At 47.6% G+C, this 15747-nt stretch carries 10 protein-coding genes; 1 reads left to right on the top strand and 9 read right to left on the bottom strand.

Annotated elements, in window-relative coordinates:
- The first annotated feature begins 614 nt into the window (after positions 1-614).
- A complete protein-coding gene (locus tag G464_RS0105745) occupies positions 615-2741 on the top strand; it encodes a transglycosylase domain-containing protein (protein ID WP_022857095.1) in 2127 nt (708 codons plus the stop codon).
- 71 nt (positions 2742-2812) lie between these two features.
- Here G464_RS0105745 and G464_RS0105740 read toward each other — a convergent pair whose 3' ends face one another.
- The 9 genes from G464_RS0105740 to gcvH all read right to left on the bottom strand — a co-directional run bounded on the left by G464_RS0105740 (position 2813) and on the right by gcvH (position 15746).
- A complete protein-coding gene (locus G464_RS0105740) occupies positions 2813-5941 on the bottom strand; it encodes a glycoside hydrolase family 3 C-terminal domain-containing protein (RefSeq protein WP_022857094.1) in 3129 nt (1042 codons plus the stop codon).
- Between the two features lie 116 nt (positions 5942-6057).
- Entirely contained in the window at positions 6058-7383 is a 1326-nt protein-coding gene (locus tag G464_RS0105735) for an ATP-binding protein (protein WP_022857093.1), read from the bottom strand.
- 4 nt (positions 7384-7387) lie between these two features.
- Positions 7388-8113, bottom strand: coding sequence for a LytR/AlgR family response regulator transcription factor (locus G464_RS0105730; RefSeq protein ID WP_022857092.1), 726 nt, complete (start codon positions 8111-8113; stop codon positions 7388-7390).
- Positions 8114-8217: 104 nt separating this feature from the next.
- Positions 8218-9363, bottom strand: coding sequence for a quinone-dependent dihydroorotate dehydrogenase (locus tag G464_RS0105725; protein ID WP_022857091.1), 1146 nt, complete (start codon positions 9361-9363; stop codon positions 8218-8220).
- Between the two features lie 35 nt (positions 9364-9398).
- Positions 9399-10550 carry a lipoate--protein ligase family protein gene (locus G464_RS09105; protein ID WP_022857090.1) on the bottom strand — a complete coding sequence of 384 codons (1152 nt, stop codon included), beginning with the start codon at positions 10548-10550 and terminating at the stop codon, positions 9399-9401.
- A 10-nt stretch (positions 10551-10560) separates the two neighbouring features.
- Entirely contained in the window at positions 10561-11598 is a 1038-nt protein-coding gene (locus G464_RS0105715) for a 3-isopropylmalate dehydrogenase (protein WP_022857089.1), read from the bottom strand.
- A 47-nt stretch (positions 11599-11645) separates the two neighbouring features.
- The gene (locus G464_RS0105710) at positions 11646-14087 is read right to left on the bottom strand and encodes a S9 family peptidase (RefSeq protein WP_022857088.1); all 2442 of its coding nucleotides are present in this window, start codon (positions 14085-14087) and stop codon (positions 11646-11648) included.
- Positions 14087-15361, bottom strand: coding sequence for an App1 family protein (locus tag G464_RS09100; protein WP_021617684.1), 1275 nt, complete (start codon positions 15359-15361; stop codon positions 14087-14089). Before G464_RS09100 ends, G464_RS0105710 begins: the two co-directional genes overlap by 1 nt.
- A complete protein-coding gene (gene gcvH / locus G464_RS0105700) occupies positions 15342-15746 on the bottom strand; it encodes a glycine cleavage system protein GcvH (protein ID WP_021617683.1) in 405 nt (134 codons plus the stop codon). Before gcvH ends, G464_RS09100 begins: the two co-directional genes overlap by 20 nt.
- Between the last annotated feature and the right edge of the window lies 1 nt (position 15747).

Genomic DNA, 15747 nt, shown 5'->3' with positions numbered 1-15747 from the left:
CATTCTGCTTAACCGATTAATATACCTGTTATGCCAGTTTTGATGCGCAAAAATGGCTTCAAAACTGGCATATCGGTTGCGCGTATCGACTTCACACATAAAGACGAAACACATTCACACTGCAACGATGTCTTAACACATAACTGCCAGAGGAATCAACTAGAACCTACTAGACAACACCCCCCCCCAAAAAAAACCGTTAAAATTCGAAGAGCATTTTATCGGCGACTTGGTTTAGTGTGCCCATAGTTTGATGGATTATTACGTCAGACAGGGGTTTGAACGGTTCATGAAACGGAACTTGCGCTAGCGTTCCATGATTGACGCATGAGCGAGGACTTCAATCATTGTAAAAAGTGCGAGTGCGCGTTGTTGACGCTCGGTGCTAGCAACTTTCAGGAACATATGAGAGCTGATACCACATGAAAAATGGACGCCAGCATTGTCAGCGCACCACGCTCACAATCCCCACGAACTCCCCCGCGAGCCCAACTCCACTAACCCTCAACTCCACTAACTCCAACTCCCCACAATTGTTATATTTTCGTGGGAATATTGCACAACCCATCAGCTCCCCTCGTCTTTAGGCAGGGCATCACGCTAAAATATTGCATATGTCTGATCAAAATGGGAAGAATAAACTTACTCCTAAGCGTGTGTTCACGCTGATTTTATCGTATTTATTATTCTGCGTCATGGGTGGCGTAGTTGCTTCTGGCGTTGTGATGCCAGCAGTTGTGGGCGCGAACGTTCTTACGAAGGCCATTGAGCCACAAATGAGTGCCGGTTTGGAAGATGTGAAGTTCAATTTGGAAGATCTTCCACAGCAGTCTCGCATGTATGCTTCTGATGGCACCACTCTTATTGCTACTTTCTATACTCAAAACCGCATTATTGTGCCGTTACGCGATATTTCTCAGGTCATGCAACAAGCAGTTGTTGCACGAGAAGACCGTCGTTTCTTCGACCATGCTGGTGTGGACCCTGCTGGTGTTTTGCGTGCATTTATTCAGACATATGTCAATAAGGGAGATACCCAAGGTGGTTCTACCCTTACCCAGCAGTATGTAAAGAACATCCTTATTGATCAGGCAAATAACGATGACGATCCAATTGCTGCATATCATGCGCATGAAGATACTATTGCGCGTAAGCTACGCGAAATGTTGCTGGCTGTGCAGTTGGAGAAAACATATACTAAAGCAGAAATTCTACAGGGTTACTTAAATATTGCTCAGTTCGGCTCTGGTGTTTATGGTGTTGAAACCGCTGCCCGCCGCTATTTTAATGTGAGTGCTAAGGATTTGAATCTTGGACAATCAGCTATGATTGCTGCAATTACAAAAAATCCTCAGGCTTATGACCCTACTTTGCATCCTGAAGCAGCTCAACAGCAACGCGATTTAGTTCTTGATCTTATGCAATATCAAGGTTACGCAACCGCTGAGCAAGTGAAAGAAGCTAAGGCAGTTAGCATTGTCGACATGCTCAATGTTCAGTCTGTGCCGGTAGGATGCCAAACAGCTGGTAACGCTGCATACTTCTGCGATTATGTGGTTAATAAGATTTTGCAATCTCCACAGTTTGGAGAAACCCAGGAAGATCGACGCAAGCTGCTGTATCAGGGTGGTTTAAACATTACGACCACTATGGATGCAACCGCCCAGCGTGCTGCATCCCAGTCTGTTCGTGCTGTTATTCCAGAGGACGATCCTTCCGGCATCGAAAGCGTTTTGGCTGCTATTAAGCCAGGCACTGGTGAGGTTTTGGCTTTGGCTCAGAACCGTACTTACGATGCTTCTGCTGGGGCTTCTGGTACGCATACTGCAATTAACTACGCTGTTGATCAGGCCGATGGCGGTGGTCAGGGTGTTATGCCAGGTTCGACCTTTAAGCCAATTAATCTTGTGTCGTGGCTGGAAAATGGTCATACTGCTAACGAGCCTTTGGCAACATCGACCTCGTATGCTAACTCGAGCTTCCCTTGCAACTCCACTACTACTGGCGTGTGGCGAGTACAGAACTCCGAAGGTGGCACGGTTAACCCAGAAACTCCATACCAGGGTATTATGAGGTCGCACAACACCACACAGGCTTCCATGGCTCAAAAGATTGGTTTGTGCGCTATTGCCGATACTGCAACGGCTATGGGTTACCACAACGCTATTCCTAGCCAGAGCGATATTCACGACACGATGTTCGCACCATTCGTTATTGGTTCTTTGAACGTGTCTCCTCTGACCATGGCAAACGTATACGCAACTATTGCTGCCGACGGCGTACATTGCGATCCAATCGCCATCTCCAAGGTCGAGAAGGATGGTAAGGAATACGAAGTTCCTTCTGCTAACTGCACGCAGGCTATTCCAAAAAATGTTGCACAAACTACTGCGTACGTGCTCAACATGTCTGCAACATCCGGTCAGGCACAGGAAGTGAACTTGCCTAACCGCAAGACCTTCGCTAAGACCGGTACTGCAGAAACCTACTTCATGTCGTCTGCAGCATTCACCAACGGTGTATCTGCTTTCGCAGTAGCTGGCAATATGGAAAATCAGGAATCATTGAGCGGCAAGCGCATTAACGGTGTCTATCGTAGCAGCTGGTACGGTATGTACCTCGGCGCTCCAATGCTTAAGAACTTCTTGCAGCAGTACACGACCGAAGCCAATATTCCAGATAACCCTAACTACGGTACTCCGGATCAGGCTTTGATGGGTACTGGTAGTCGTAGCCGCTAAAGAGTAGCGACAGTAAACGAAAATGCTCCTCCCCTCTCAACTGAGGGAAGGAGCATTTCTTGTACTAGCCCCTATTTCTTAGCCTTGCGAGCACGAGGCTGCTTAAATAAATCTGGTCGAGCTTTGGCCTTGTTACCGCGACGGACAATCCACGTAATAATCAAGGTGCAGAGTAGAACAATCACGCCATCGTAAATCCACAAGCCCTTTTGCCAAGCGCTTACTCCCTTTCGGATTGTAGATCCCGGAGTAATGTTGTTCATCGCATTCGAATTAGCTGTTGCATAAGCAACATTCTTTATTGCACGACGCATAGCGGTGCGTGCAGTTGCAGAATCGTAATCCACCGCATTAAAGCCTGGCATCTGAATCATGTACATATCCGAGCCAGATCGCATGGATAAATCACGAGCATTCGGCAGAGTTTCCATGAACATATCTGTGACTACAACCCCATCGAAACCCCATTCCCCACGCAAAACAGCTGTTTGCAAGCTGTAACGTCCGAAACCGATAACCGCGCCGATGTTATTCTGAGCAGACATCATTGCTGTAGCAGAGCGGATAATCTTCGTTTCGCGTTTGCCATCCTTTGTGAGATACGGCAGTTCCGATCGTGCAGATTCTACTGCAATCTCGAATGCTCGCAGATAGACTTCGCGTGTAGCCTGCTCGTTAGCCCAAGTAGCCATGTAATTAGAACGATTGGTTTCCTGATCGTTAATGGCAAAGTGCTTGAGGTAACTCACCACTCCCTTATTGCCTGCACCGGAAATAGCTGCAGCCGCGAGTTTACCGCTAACCACAGGGTCTTCGGAATAGTATTCGTAGACTCGACCACCGAAAGGTGAACGATGAATATTGATTGCTGGAGCATACCAACCGGTGAAGTTGTTATGTAATGCTTCCTCACCAAAGGCTTCGCCAACATCGGTTAGCAGTTCTTTGTTATACGTCGACGCCATCACATTAGCGGAAGGCCATCCACTCGAGCCTGAATTAGACCACCCCATAGCGCCGTCTTTATCTATAGTTAACGGCTTACCGATGGATGAAATGTGATCTGTCTGGTACGCGGCCATGAAGAGTGTACGTTGGATAGATTCCTTGTCTTTCGCGAAATCGAGCTGATCCATAAGCTTATCCCACTGAGGGTCGTCATATGGCACGCCACGCAAATTAATAAGCGACAAACCATTGTCTTGTCCAAACACAGGTTGCTTCTCTTCATAAACAGCGCTCGAGGTTACATTTCCCAATTCGGGATTCTTCTGTACATCGAAATCTTTCCACGCGTTCAATGCTCTCACGAGATCCTCGGAAGCAACCGCAGTTCGATTTTTAGGTGCAGAAGGCTGGGTACCATTCCAGTTAGCACGGCTCAGTTGCGTAGTATTCTGGTTCATATACGAAGTCAAATCTTCGAACTGATTATGTGAAGCTTTGAAGCCTTCAGATTGTTTTGGCTTCGGCGTAGCATTACCCGATGTATCCAACTGAGATTGTGCATCACGCTGCGAAGATCGTGGATTATTACCCTCAAACCACGTTGTATCTGCGATATTAATATGTGAAGAGGCAATAACATCATGAGAGTTATTCTTCAGCTCTATAGCATATTCCCCAGCTTCCAGAAGATAAGCACCCTGAGAATCATCGGCATTCTTATGAGACTGGTCGTAGGACGATAAATCATCGGCTACGAATGTAAAATCTACATCCTGTGATTCTCCAGGCTTCAACTCACGAGTCTTATCGAAATCCACCAACTGAGTTGCTGGTTTCTCCACTCCGTGCGTACGATCATAGTCCGTATATGGAGCTGTGGCGTAAAGCTGAACTACTTCTTTCCCTGGAACAGAACCCGTATTCTTTACTGTTACGGTGGCCTCAACCTTACCATCGTCGGTTAAGCGCACGAAGTTGAGCTTCTGCTCAAAAGTGGTATAGGACAATCCATAACCAAACGGATATGCAACCGCGCCTACTTGTGTAGATGCTCCTGCAACATCGCGCTGACCATATACAAACTGTGGGTCTTCAACAGCTGCAGTTTCGTAATACTTGTAGCCCACATACACACCTTCCTCGTATTCCACGAAAGGCCATGGCCTCTGCTCACCCGAAGAAATAAGCGTTGTGTCCTTATACGTTACGTTCGAATAACCATATTCGCCGAAGTTTGCAAAAGTAGGATCCTTCGTAAAATCAGTAGCGTAAATATCTGTTAATCGACCAGACGGATTCACTGCGCCGCTGAGAACATTGCCGAGAGATTTAAAGCCACGAGAACCTGCTGTGCCCATCCACACAATTGCATTTACTTCGGTTTCACCGCTCATTAATGGTGCAACCTCCATTGGATTTGCCGTGTTCAATACGACCGTTACCGATACACTATGCTCTTTTGCCACACGAATCATATCTTTTTCAGCTTGTGTAAGAGCCAGATAGTGGGCAGTTCCATCATCATAGCCAAAAGTGCGCTTATCTAAACCTTCCGAACCGTTACGCGAAATGAAGACAACTGCCGCATTATTGGTGGAAGAGGTTTGCGCACCCTCTTCATACGCCGCTCTGTCGTATTCATAAATGCGAGCGCTCTTCCCTGCATCGGTCTTGGCTTGAAACGAATTCTTATCGTAATCTAATGCAGGTGTACCATCAGCTGCATCCGGATAATGCGTCTTGGCAGCCGCTACAGCCGACGCGACGCTTTTATCGATCTTAAAATACTTCTCTAAACCTTGTTCTGGAGACACATTGTTTTGAGATCCAGTTGAGGCTGCACCTGTTCCAGAGTACGCCGGATTCGCATATGCGTATCCGTATGGTGTAACCGTACTGTTCTTCTTGAGAGGAAGAACTCCATCGTTTTTGAGAAGCACAATTCCCTCGTTGCTCACTTGTTCAGCGAGCTTCTTACTATGCTTCACCGCTTCCGCAAGAGAGCCGTACTTCTTCTTGTAATACTGCGCATCCCATTCTTCGCTACCGGTAGCTCTCTCCACCTGTGTTGTTCCGGCACCAAGGAAGCTATCGAGCATAACAGAGAAGCGTGATGCCGCTACATTTATCGCCAAGCTCAGTACCGTTAAGAAAACGATACAGATTATCCACCACGTTGCAAAAGTTCTTTGCTTCATCTTTAACCGCGGTTTTCGCGATTGCGACACGTCATTTTTCCGTTGAAAAACCATAATCTCTCCTTCGAAATTGCGGTATGCGATATACCGTAATTCCAAAATATCGAGAGAAAATATGTATTCAGGTCTGCACTCGCACGAACTGCTCGATTAGTTGCCCGAATAGCCTCCTACTGCTCAGCAACAAGAGGAAGAACAATACTCACACGATATTCATTGTTCTTTGTACTAATCGTCATCTCCCCTCCCAAGTTATGCACTTGTCTTCTCACAGACCTCGTACCGAAACCGTGGAGAGCAGAATCTTTCGTCTTCGCTTTACTCGATACTGGCAATCCATCTTTCATTTGTACGTCTCCATGTAAAGGATTCGTTATCTCCACAAGAATAAGATTTCCGGTTCTTCGCACACTCACATCCACAACACCGGGGGTTTGTTCAGAAGCGTACTTTTCGATATGCTCAATCGAATTATCCAGCAGATTACCAAAGAGAGAGTAGATTGTTCCAGGCGAAATATTACGCAATTGCGCCCCATCCGCTAAGGCTGTAAGCACAATATTGTGAGAATTACAGTAGAGGGAACGCTCAGTCAACAGTACATCTAAAGCGTCACTTCCTGTATGGAAGAGCGAATCATAAGTGTGAATAGCATTCTCGGCAGCGGAAGTTAGCTGCGCATCTCGCAAAGAACGGCGAACATCGTGTCCCACCTCGTTAATCAGTGCAATGTTTTCCTTGGCAATCTCATAGTGCCGCTCTTGCAACTCATCCATACGCTGCATAATTTGAAGATCGTAGCTAAGCTGCGTATTGTGCGACGCCTGAATAATAGCCGCAATAGCAAAAGCAGTCGCAACCGCATCATACATATAGAGAGCAATCTGAGCATGCCCATGAACCGTTTGAATGTATAACAGATTAATAAAAATCAACATGAGCAAAAGAGCAATACACACGACAGTCCACAGCGGAGCGCGCCGCACTTTATGTTCATCAAAATTAAACCGTCTACCCACGCATAACCAGCTCACAAAAAACACAGATGAATAAATCACCACATAATACACATCACTTATGCTAAAACTAGCATCCGTACGGGCAACATAAACCAATTTCGTAATAACCGTATGCACATCAAATGCAAGATGTTGCACACTATAGCCAGACGCGACCACGACTAAGGTCTTTAATGTGCTCATTTTTGAGGCGTAATTTATACAGCACATAACGATTATGGCAGTTAGAGTGTAATACAGTATTCCTACTAAACTTCCGGAAACACTTTCTCGCGTGCCGTGAGAATACTGAATAAAATACAGAACTGGTACAGGCATACAGCTATACGCAACGATAAGAGCAGGGAATACAAGCAAGCGCCACAATCGTTTAGGATACGTGAAAAGTTGCCAATCATCTGCATGCGTAAACAGACACGAGGCAAGAACAAGTTCAATAACGAAAAGAGATAAACGAATATCCAGGAACCAATTCATATTATCACCGCACTTGCCCGTGATACTGCGCAAGAGCAAGCATAAACGGCTTCTTCCGCCCCCTGCTCATTCCAAGCTTCCACTTGCCCACCACAACATCGTCTCCCTCGACCGCGCTCACTCGGGCTAAATTTACAATCGTATAGCGATTTATTTGCGAGAAGGCTTCCGACACATCTGCGTCGTTTAACAGCTGGAGCACTTCTTTAAGACTCGACCACACATCCACCTCATAATCGGTCATGTGGTACGTTACTTTATGCCGAGCAACATCAATATACTCAATGTCTTGAGCTTGCAGAAAATGCAGTCCCCCATCAACCATCACCGACAATGTGCGACGCTGAGCCTGCTGCACCACAGTAAGAGCCTTGCGCATTTTCATGTCGAAAGCCTCTTGAGTAAAAGGCTTCACGAGGTAGCCGATAGCGTCCACATCGTAGCCTTCGGCAGCATATTGCGCCATTTTAGTGGTAAATACCAGGACCGCGTTCGTGTCGAACTCACGAAGTTTACGCGCCACGTCTACGCCCTGCGTGCCCGGCATTTCAACATCCATAAACACAATGTGTGGCGCCTCTGAGTTATTCTCCAAGAAGTCATCGCCGTTGGTAAAGCGCAATACCGAGTAGTCCACCGGTTCTTCGCTATAACTCGCGAAAAATCGCTCAATCATCTCATGAGTTGCATGGGCATCAATATCGTCATCATCGACAATAACAATGTTCATCTCATTCTCCCCTAGATTTCACCTACTACCCGTATTCTCGCACACCCAAAAGAAAAAGGTGCTAGGCCAATAAACCTAACACCTTCACTCAGCTGAAAACAGCCTTAATCCACGTCCACACCCACAGCTTCTTCAATCGAGTTAAAGCCATCGCGACGCAACAGGCTCGCCAAGCCGCGCTTAAGCACCGTAATATTTTGTGGACCGCGATACATAAGCGAGGTAATAAACATAACCAGGCTCGACCCCTTGCGAATCTTAGCGTAGGCATGTTCTGGGGTAAAGATGCCACCAATGCCGGCAATAGCGAAACGATCATGATACTCACGGTACGTGTTCTCAATAATTTCGTTGCTCACAGCAATAGTTGGCAAGCCGGAAATACCGCCCGCCCAATCAGATGGAATATCTAAGCCGTCACGATCCTTGCGCAGGTTAGCAATAGACAAGCCCTGCACATTATGGTCAGCGAGCACATCCACGAGTTCCTTAAACTCTTCCCAGCTCTTATCGCTTGGCATCTTCACCAGCACAGGCTGCACACGGTCAATCTTATCGAGCTCAGTAAAGAGCTTATCGAGATTCTCCGGCTTGGTAAACTGCTCACCCACGCGCGTATTAGGGCAGGAAATATTCACCTCAAGCATATGCGTGCGGTTCGCTGCGCGACGGAAGGACTTCGCATAATCTTCCACGCCCTCAGCAATGTCGCCTGTCTTGTTATCGTTAGTGCGCGCAATAGAGACAGAAATACGCATCGTTTTGGAATTCATATACGCTTTTTCCACGCGAGGCATAACCATGCCGATGCCTTCGTTTGCCAAACCAACATGCACCATCATCGATGCGTATTCTGGCAGACGATGGAACCATGGACGCGCGTTACCTGGGCATGGTCGCGAAGTAATAGAGCCAACCGTTTCGAAACCAAAGCCAGCATTGTCGAGCAGAACCGGCAAATCGCAGTTCTTGTCTAAACCTGCAGACAGCCCAAACGGACTATGGAACTTAACGCCCATTACTTCTGTTTCCAAGATGGGATCCGTGTAGTCAATCATGCCGCGCAACGCCCACATAAGCGGCGCGATATTACGGGTCATGCGCGCGAACTGAATCATCTGATCATGCGCATCGTCCGGCGACTGATCAAACACCATCGGCTTCACAGCCTCTTTATAAGCCAGCTGGAACAGTCCCGTACTCGCTTTATTTACTGTATCTCGAATAATATTGTCGCTTACGTATCCCATAACGCCTCCTCGCTGTGATTATTCTACCCTACCAGCTAGGCGATAGCATGCGTCCACGCAAAGCTTTCAAACTTCTCACGCGCCAGCTGCCGCGCCTGCTCGAGCGTTACCTCGTCAAGCTCAGATAGGTGAGCGCTCGGCAGCATCTCTAAAGCTTGCGACTGTAAAGCGCTGCACAGCTCATCGCGGCTCAAGTTCGTTTGGCTTTTAAGCGGATCGACACGTTTAGCTGCTGACTGTACCGCTTTATCTGCAAGTTTTTCGCGCGAAATACGCAAAACCTGTATCATGCGTACCGCGTCAATATCGTAGGCCATCGTTACATGATGCAGAACGCAGCCCGTACTGCCGCGAACCAAGCGCTGCGCTGCTCCCCCAATTTTTCCGGCCGGCGAGGTTATATCGTTTATCGGCTTGTACCGCGCGCGAATGCCCAGCTTGTTAAGCGCTAACAGCGCCCACTCATCGCAGCGCTTATACGCTTCGAAGCCGCGCACACCCTGCAGAAAATCAGCCGGAACATACAGCGAATACGTAATGGTATTGCCCGGCTCAACGAACATGGCGCCGCCGCCGGTTATGCGCCGAACGACGCTAAAATTCAGTTCGCGAGCGCGCTGCTCGTCTACCTCGTTGCGCACGCTTTGATGTAAACCGATGATGACCGCATTGCCACCCCACTGCCAAAAACGCAGGGTTGGTCCGCGCTGACCGTCAGCAACCTGCTGAGCGAGAACCTCGTCGAGCGCCATATGTTCAGCAGGCGTGTGCGGGGTTTGATCGGCAAGAACGGCCACGTCAACAGTGTTCCACGTGAAACTGAGCTCGTCTACGCTCTCCTCGCTTGTTGTGTCGGCCGCAGCCTGGGCGCTCTCAACCTGCTGACCGCGAGCGCGCGCCATAGCTTTATCGAGTGCTTGCGCAGTTAAGCCCACACACTGTGCTTCGGGAAATTCACGAGCAACCGCTTCCATAGCTGCAAAACCACTGCCCGCGCTGAGCACCTGCTCAATCAAAGCGACCACGGCTGTAGGGTCGTCGACACCATCGATAAAGAAATCACCGTCGATGTGCACGCCGTCGCCCACGTTCTCACCCAGTTCAACAGCTACAAGTTTGCCCCCAGGAACCTTATACTCACCACGATGAGTTGGTAATCCTGAGGGCTGTGTATGAGAATGAGTCATGCTCTCCAGTTTAGAGACGAGCCAGAATATCTTCACCCACTTCATGTGTGCTGCGCTGCGTAGAGCCCTTTTCAGCAATATCGGCTTCTACTGCTTTTTCAATACGCTCAGCAGCCTCGTCCAAACCAAGATGACGCAATAACATAGCTGCAGATAGTATAGCTGCTGTTGGGTTAGCAATACCTTGACCAGCAATATCTGGTGCTGAACCGTGAATTGGTTCGAACATAGATGGATATGTGCCGGAAGCATTAATATTTCCAGAGGCTGAGTATCCTACACCGCCTACGACAGCTCCTGCTTCGTCAGTAATAATATCGCCGAAAAGATTATCGGTAAGAATAACGTCAAAACGACTAGGATCAGTCACAATAAAGATTGTGGTGGCATCGATGTGCAAGTAATCGTGGCTAACTTCTGGATATTCAGCTGCCACTTCATTCACAATGCGCTGCCACATATCTCCTGCATTAACTAATACGTTCTTTTTATGCACAAGAGTTACGTGCTTGCGGCGCTTCATAGCCAGTTCGAAAGCATAGCGCACCGTACGTTCCACACCATGAGCAGAGTTAATCGATACTTCTGTAGCAACTTGTTGATTCGTTCCCGCATGTGTTGAGCCGCCTGCACCTGCGTAGAGACCTTCTGTTCCTTCACGCACAACCACGAAATCAATCTCACCAGGATGAGCTAGTGGGGAAGTAACGCCCTGATAGAGCTTGGATGGACGCAGATTAATGTAATGATCTAAAGCGAAACGCATTTTAAGCAGCAAACCGCGTTCGAGAACGCCTGCTTTCACGCGAGGATCTCCAATAGCACCCAGCAAAATTGCGTCATTCTTCTTGATGTCGTCCAAAATCTCGTCGGTGAGAATAACGCCATCGCGCAAATAACGGTCAGCACCCAAATCGAAGTGCGTATAGGAAAATTCAGCTACACCTTCGGTAGCTTTTTCCATAACAGCCTGGGCTTCTGGAGTAATTTCTTTACCAATACCGTCACCAGGAATAACGGCAATATTGAATGTCTGTGTTTGAGTCATGCCCCCAAGTTTATGGGAGCATGACCATAAAGTGACATCAGCGTCCGCTAGTTGGACACACCCATGATGTCGAGACACCACGCATTTTCGAGGGATACTTCTTCCCACTGCTTGTAACGTCCCGATACGCCCCCATGACCTGCTTCTACCTCGATTTTCGCGAAAGCTTCTGCTGCTACTTCTGGCTCGTTCAGACGCGAAATCCATTTGAGAGGTTCTACGTAGAGAACGCGGGTATCGTTCATTGATGTAGTAATAAAGATGACTGGGAAGTAGTCGGTTCCGAAAGTATCTGCGCGCTGTTGAGCGCTCATAACATTTTCGTATGGCGTATACGACTTCATATAGTCATATACCTGAGCATTATGCAGAGGATCTCCCCACTCATCCCATTCCGTCACAGTTAGAGGCAAGGATTCATCCAAAATAGATGTGAGAGCATCAACGAAAGGCACATCTGCTTCAATTCCCGCATACAAGAATGGTGCCATATTTGCCACAGCTCCCATAAGCAAGCCGCCAGCGGATCCGCCGTTAGCAACAGTGCGATGTGCATCTGCAATACCGGCATGCTGCAAAGCAGCTGTAACATCAATAAAATCGTAGAAAGTGTTGATTTTATTGAGACGTCTTCCTTGTTCATACCATGCGCGCCCCATTTCTCCACCGCCGCGAATATGAGCGGTAGCAAAAATAACGCCTCGGTCTAACATGCTTGGTCGTGCCACAGACATGCCTGGCCCCATACTGCTTTCGTATGAGCCATAACCAGTAATAAACATAGGAGCAGCCTCAGATGGAGATTCACGCTCTTGCACAGCGTACATGGCTGATAATTCTGGAGCAGTTAATTCGCTGCGGTCAGCCGGCCACGCGTCAAGAGCGGGAACGAGTCCCCGCTTCCACACAAGAGATACAGGAACACGCACTCCGTCACGCACTGTAACCCATAAGCGACGCTCTGCATAGGCTGTTTCGTCATAGTTGAGCACTGTTGCGCGTTTAAGTAAACGGTCTTCACCTGTGAGAGGATTAAGTTCGCGCAGTTGGGAAGGTCTGGTATACGAGCCGAAACTATAGCGCACAACCGGAGCATCATATGACGGATTGGCAGAAAAACCGATAGCTTGCAAAACAGTTGAATCATTTTCTCCCAGCAGTTCAAAGCTCCACGGACGCCCCTCCTGCCAATCTTCATACGCTTGTTTTTTGCTCATAATGGCGCAATGATGCAAACCGTTAGCACGATAGCCCAACGTAATAAAATCTTTGTAGATTCCTAGACCGCCAATTTGCAAACCCGATGTGCCTTGCACAATAGTAGGATTATGCTCATTAAAGTACGGTGTACTCACAGATTGGGCGCGATCTTCTTCGCTGGCTTGCTCACAACCATAATCCGAGCCCACAGCAATGCAATCACCATCACCCAAGGAGTATGGTCCTTCGTGATTACTCATATCGATAATATCAATTTCAAAATTTGGATGATTCACATTGTGAACCACAACAGCCACAGGAATATCGCTACCATCTTCAGCCATACCTTCGAAACGTGCAAAGCTCACATCATATTCCACGCCTTCACATCGCGGAATAAAAGCTTCAAAACGGCGAGAACGTGAGTCAGAGCTTGGCAGAAGTAGAGCTTCAATATCGTCAACAAGTAGATGAGACACTTCACTCGTTGTTTTCGAACTAGATTCGATAATAATCATGGATTCATCAAAAGATAAACCGCAACCCACCCAGAAACGTTCATCATCTTCTCGGAAAACTCGGGCATCCTCACTTACTGGTGTACCCACACGATGAAGCCAAATCTCACATGGTCTCCACGCATCATCAGTGCGCGTATAAAAAATCCAACGACCATCTGGAGTAGTAAAAGAACCCGGGCTTACGTTCTCAATCACATCTGGCAAATTCTGACCAGTGCTCAGATTACGCACATGCACATCGTAGCGTTCATTGCCATTCGTGTCGATGCTATAAACCAGAAGCTCGCCTGCTTTATCTAAATCTAATCCTCCAGAACGGAAGAAATCATGCCCTTCGGCCTCTTTATTAGCATCAAAAATAACTTCTTCACCAGGCAGCGGAATATCTGGCTCTACTGTGGGAGCCGTCCAATCATTTTCATGCGCAATAGGAACGCGACATTGTTTACCATACTGTTGCCCCTCTTGTGTGCGCACAAAATACCAATATCCACCTATACGAGTAGGAACGCTCATATCTGTTTCTTGAACGCGACTTTTCAGTTCGTCAAAAAGCGTGCTCATCAGCGGGCGAAGACGCTGCGTAATAACATCAGCCACAGCATTATGTGCAGCCACATAGCCTTGAACCTCAGCGCTGTCTTTTGCACGTAGCCACTCATAGTTATCTATAAAACTATCACCGTGATGAGTGCGTTCTTGAGGTTTTTTAACGGCTTGAGGTATATCTGAACGTTCCAAACCGTACGCGGCGAAAAAATTAGTCATTAATGTTTACGTTTCTGTGAAGAGATGGATAACGAGACGGCTTCAAGCGTTGGCAGCATAGTATTCATAAGGCTTACACCTGACTGCCCATAAAATACAGGCACATCAACATCAGGAATACTCGAAACAGACAGCATAGCTGGTAAATCTTTCTCACTATAGGTGAGCTGGCGAATACCAATAGCCACAATGCGTCCTGGATATAACTTGGTTAAACGAGCATACGTGGTTGGATCTTGCTGCCCGTCATCGCCAATAAGAATAAACTTCATATGAGGGAAGTCCGACATAAGCTGCTGCACAAATTCAAGCTTGTGCTGCACCCCACTAGGAATAAAAGTTTTCGGTCGCGGATCTATATCGCGCAACAAAATCGGGCCTTGAGGAAAACCGTGCACACGAATAAGTTCGCGAATAGTGCCCTCCACATTCCATGGAGATGTAGATAAGTAGAAGAATGGGGCGCCTGGGAACAGATCGCCAATCTTGTTGTAAAACACGCTCATACCTGGCACACTGGCTCGGTTACGTGGATTAACAAAAAGGAATTTCAACGCCGCTTTTGCCATATGAGGCACTTGAGACACCATAATAGTGTCGTCTACATCGGAAATAATGCCCACGGGAGAACCGTCAGGACTAATAAACAGCGGCGATGCCACAGGAGGACGCTTTCCTACCTGATACGTAATAGTGTGCGTTCCTGGAGTCATCGTGCGTGGAGCAAGCAAATCCAAATAACCATGCTCATCTGAACGAATAGCGCTTGCCGGCGATTGCTTTATATCGTGTACGCTTTCGAAGGTTGATAAATCGCCAACATGCCCTGCAAGCACAGGAATACCATCAATACTCACGCGCACAGGAACTCGAGGAGCTGGAACCAGAAAAATATTGCGAATGCCCCGCCCTAAACGGCGACGGAAAGTGCGTGCTGTAGATCCGTAAACAGTGCGGCAAATAATGCGTGAGAACTTAGTGGTTCCATAACCCACATACGGTTCAACACGTGGCTTCCACCCAGCCTTGCGAGCGCTCGGCATGGATAAACCATACCAAGCGCCGAAAATACCCGTAACCAACCGTCGTCCCAGCTGAACAAGAGGCGGTTTTTTCTCAGTGCGCTCATGCACGGAAGGACGGTCAATGGTTGTGCGAGCGCGTTGCGCCATAATAGGACGCTGTTCCTTCGCATAACTAGAACGCTTTTTCTCTGTGTTTTTCTGGCGAACTGGACGGTTGGATTCCGAAGTATTATTTGGCAATGGCGGCATAACTTTCTGCGCTTAACAGTTCAGGTTCGTCTTCATCAAGTTCAATTTTGAGAATCCAACCCTCACCATACGGATCATTATTAATAATTTCTGGGTCATCGACCACATCGTTATTCACGTAGCGCACAGTACCCGACACGGGCATAACCATAGTGGAAATCGCTTTAGCAGATTCTAATTCCACTGGCTCGTCGCCTGCCTGAACTTGTGCGTCAACGTCAGGAAGATCAACAAAAACGAGGTCTCCTAACTGTTCTGCTGCATACTCAGTTATGCCCAGAACTGCAGGAGATACTGATGTATCAATCCACACGTGATCATCCGAATAATATAAATGTTCTGGAACGCTCAAATTTGGAGCATTATTACTTGTTGTTTCACTCATA

Source organism: Alloscardovia omnicolens DSM 21503 (assembly GCF_000420505.1).
GTDB classification, from domain to species: Bacteria; Actinomycetota; Actinomycetes; order Actinomycetales; family Bifidobacteriaceae; genus Alloscardovia; species Alloscardovia omnicolens.
The sequence above is the reverse complement of the archived record's forward strand: the minus strand, read 5'-3'. Positions and strand labels throughout refer to the sequence as shown.

What these genes read in the sequence shown, in the direction of transcription:
- G464_RS0105745 (WP_022857095.1), top strand. Translation starts at nt 615, where the DNA reads ATGTCTGATCAAAATGGGAAGAATAAACTTACTCCTAAGCGTGTGTTC.
- G464_RS0105740 (WP_022857094.1), bottom strand. Translation starts at nt 5,941, where the DNA reads ATGGTTTTTCAACGGAAAAATGACGTGTCGCAATCGCGAAAACCGCGG.
- G464_RS0105735 (WP_022857093.1), bottom strand. Translation starts at nt 7,383, where the DNA reads ATGAATTGGTTCCTGGATATTCGTTTATCTCTTTTCGTTATTGAACTT.
- G464_RS0105730 (WP_022857092.1), bottom strand. Translation starts at nt 8,113, where the DNA reads ATGAACATTGTTATTGTCGATGATGACGATATTGATGCCCATGCAACT.
- G464_RS0105725 (WP_022857091.1), bottom strand. Translation starts at nt 9,363, where the DNA reads ATGGGATACGTAAGCGACAATATTATTCGAGATACAGTAAATAAAGCG.
- G464_RS09105 (WP_022857090.1), bottom strand. Translation starts at nt 10,550, where the DNA reads ATGACTCATTCTCATACACAGCCCTCAGGATTACCAACTCATCGTGGT.
- G464_RS0105715 (WP_022857089.1), bottom strand. Translation starts at nt 11,598, where the DNA reads ATGACTCAAACACAGACATTCAATATTGCCGTTATTCCTGGTGACGGT.
- G464_RS0105710 (WP_022857088.1), bottom strand. Translation starts at nt 14,087, where the DNA reads ATGACTAATTTTTTCGCCGCGTACGGTTTGGAACGTTCAGATATACCT.
- G464_RS09100 (WP_021617684.1), bottom strand. Translation starts at nt 15,361, where the DNA reads ATGCCGCCATTGCCAAATAATACTTCGGAATCCAACCGTCCAGTTCGC.
- gcvH (WP_021617683.1), bottom strand. Translation starts at nt 15,746, where the DNA reads ATGAGTGAAACAACAAGTAATAATGCTCCAAATTTGAGCGTTCCAGAA.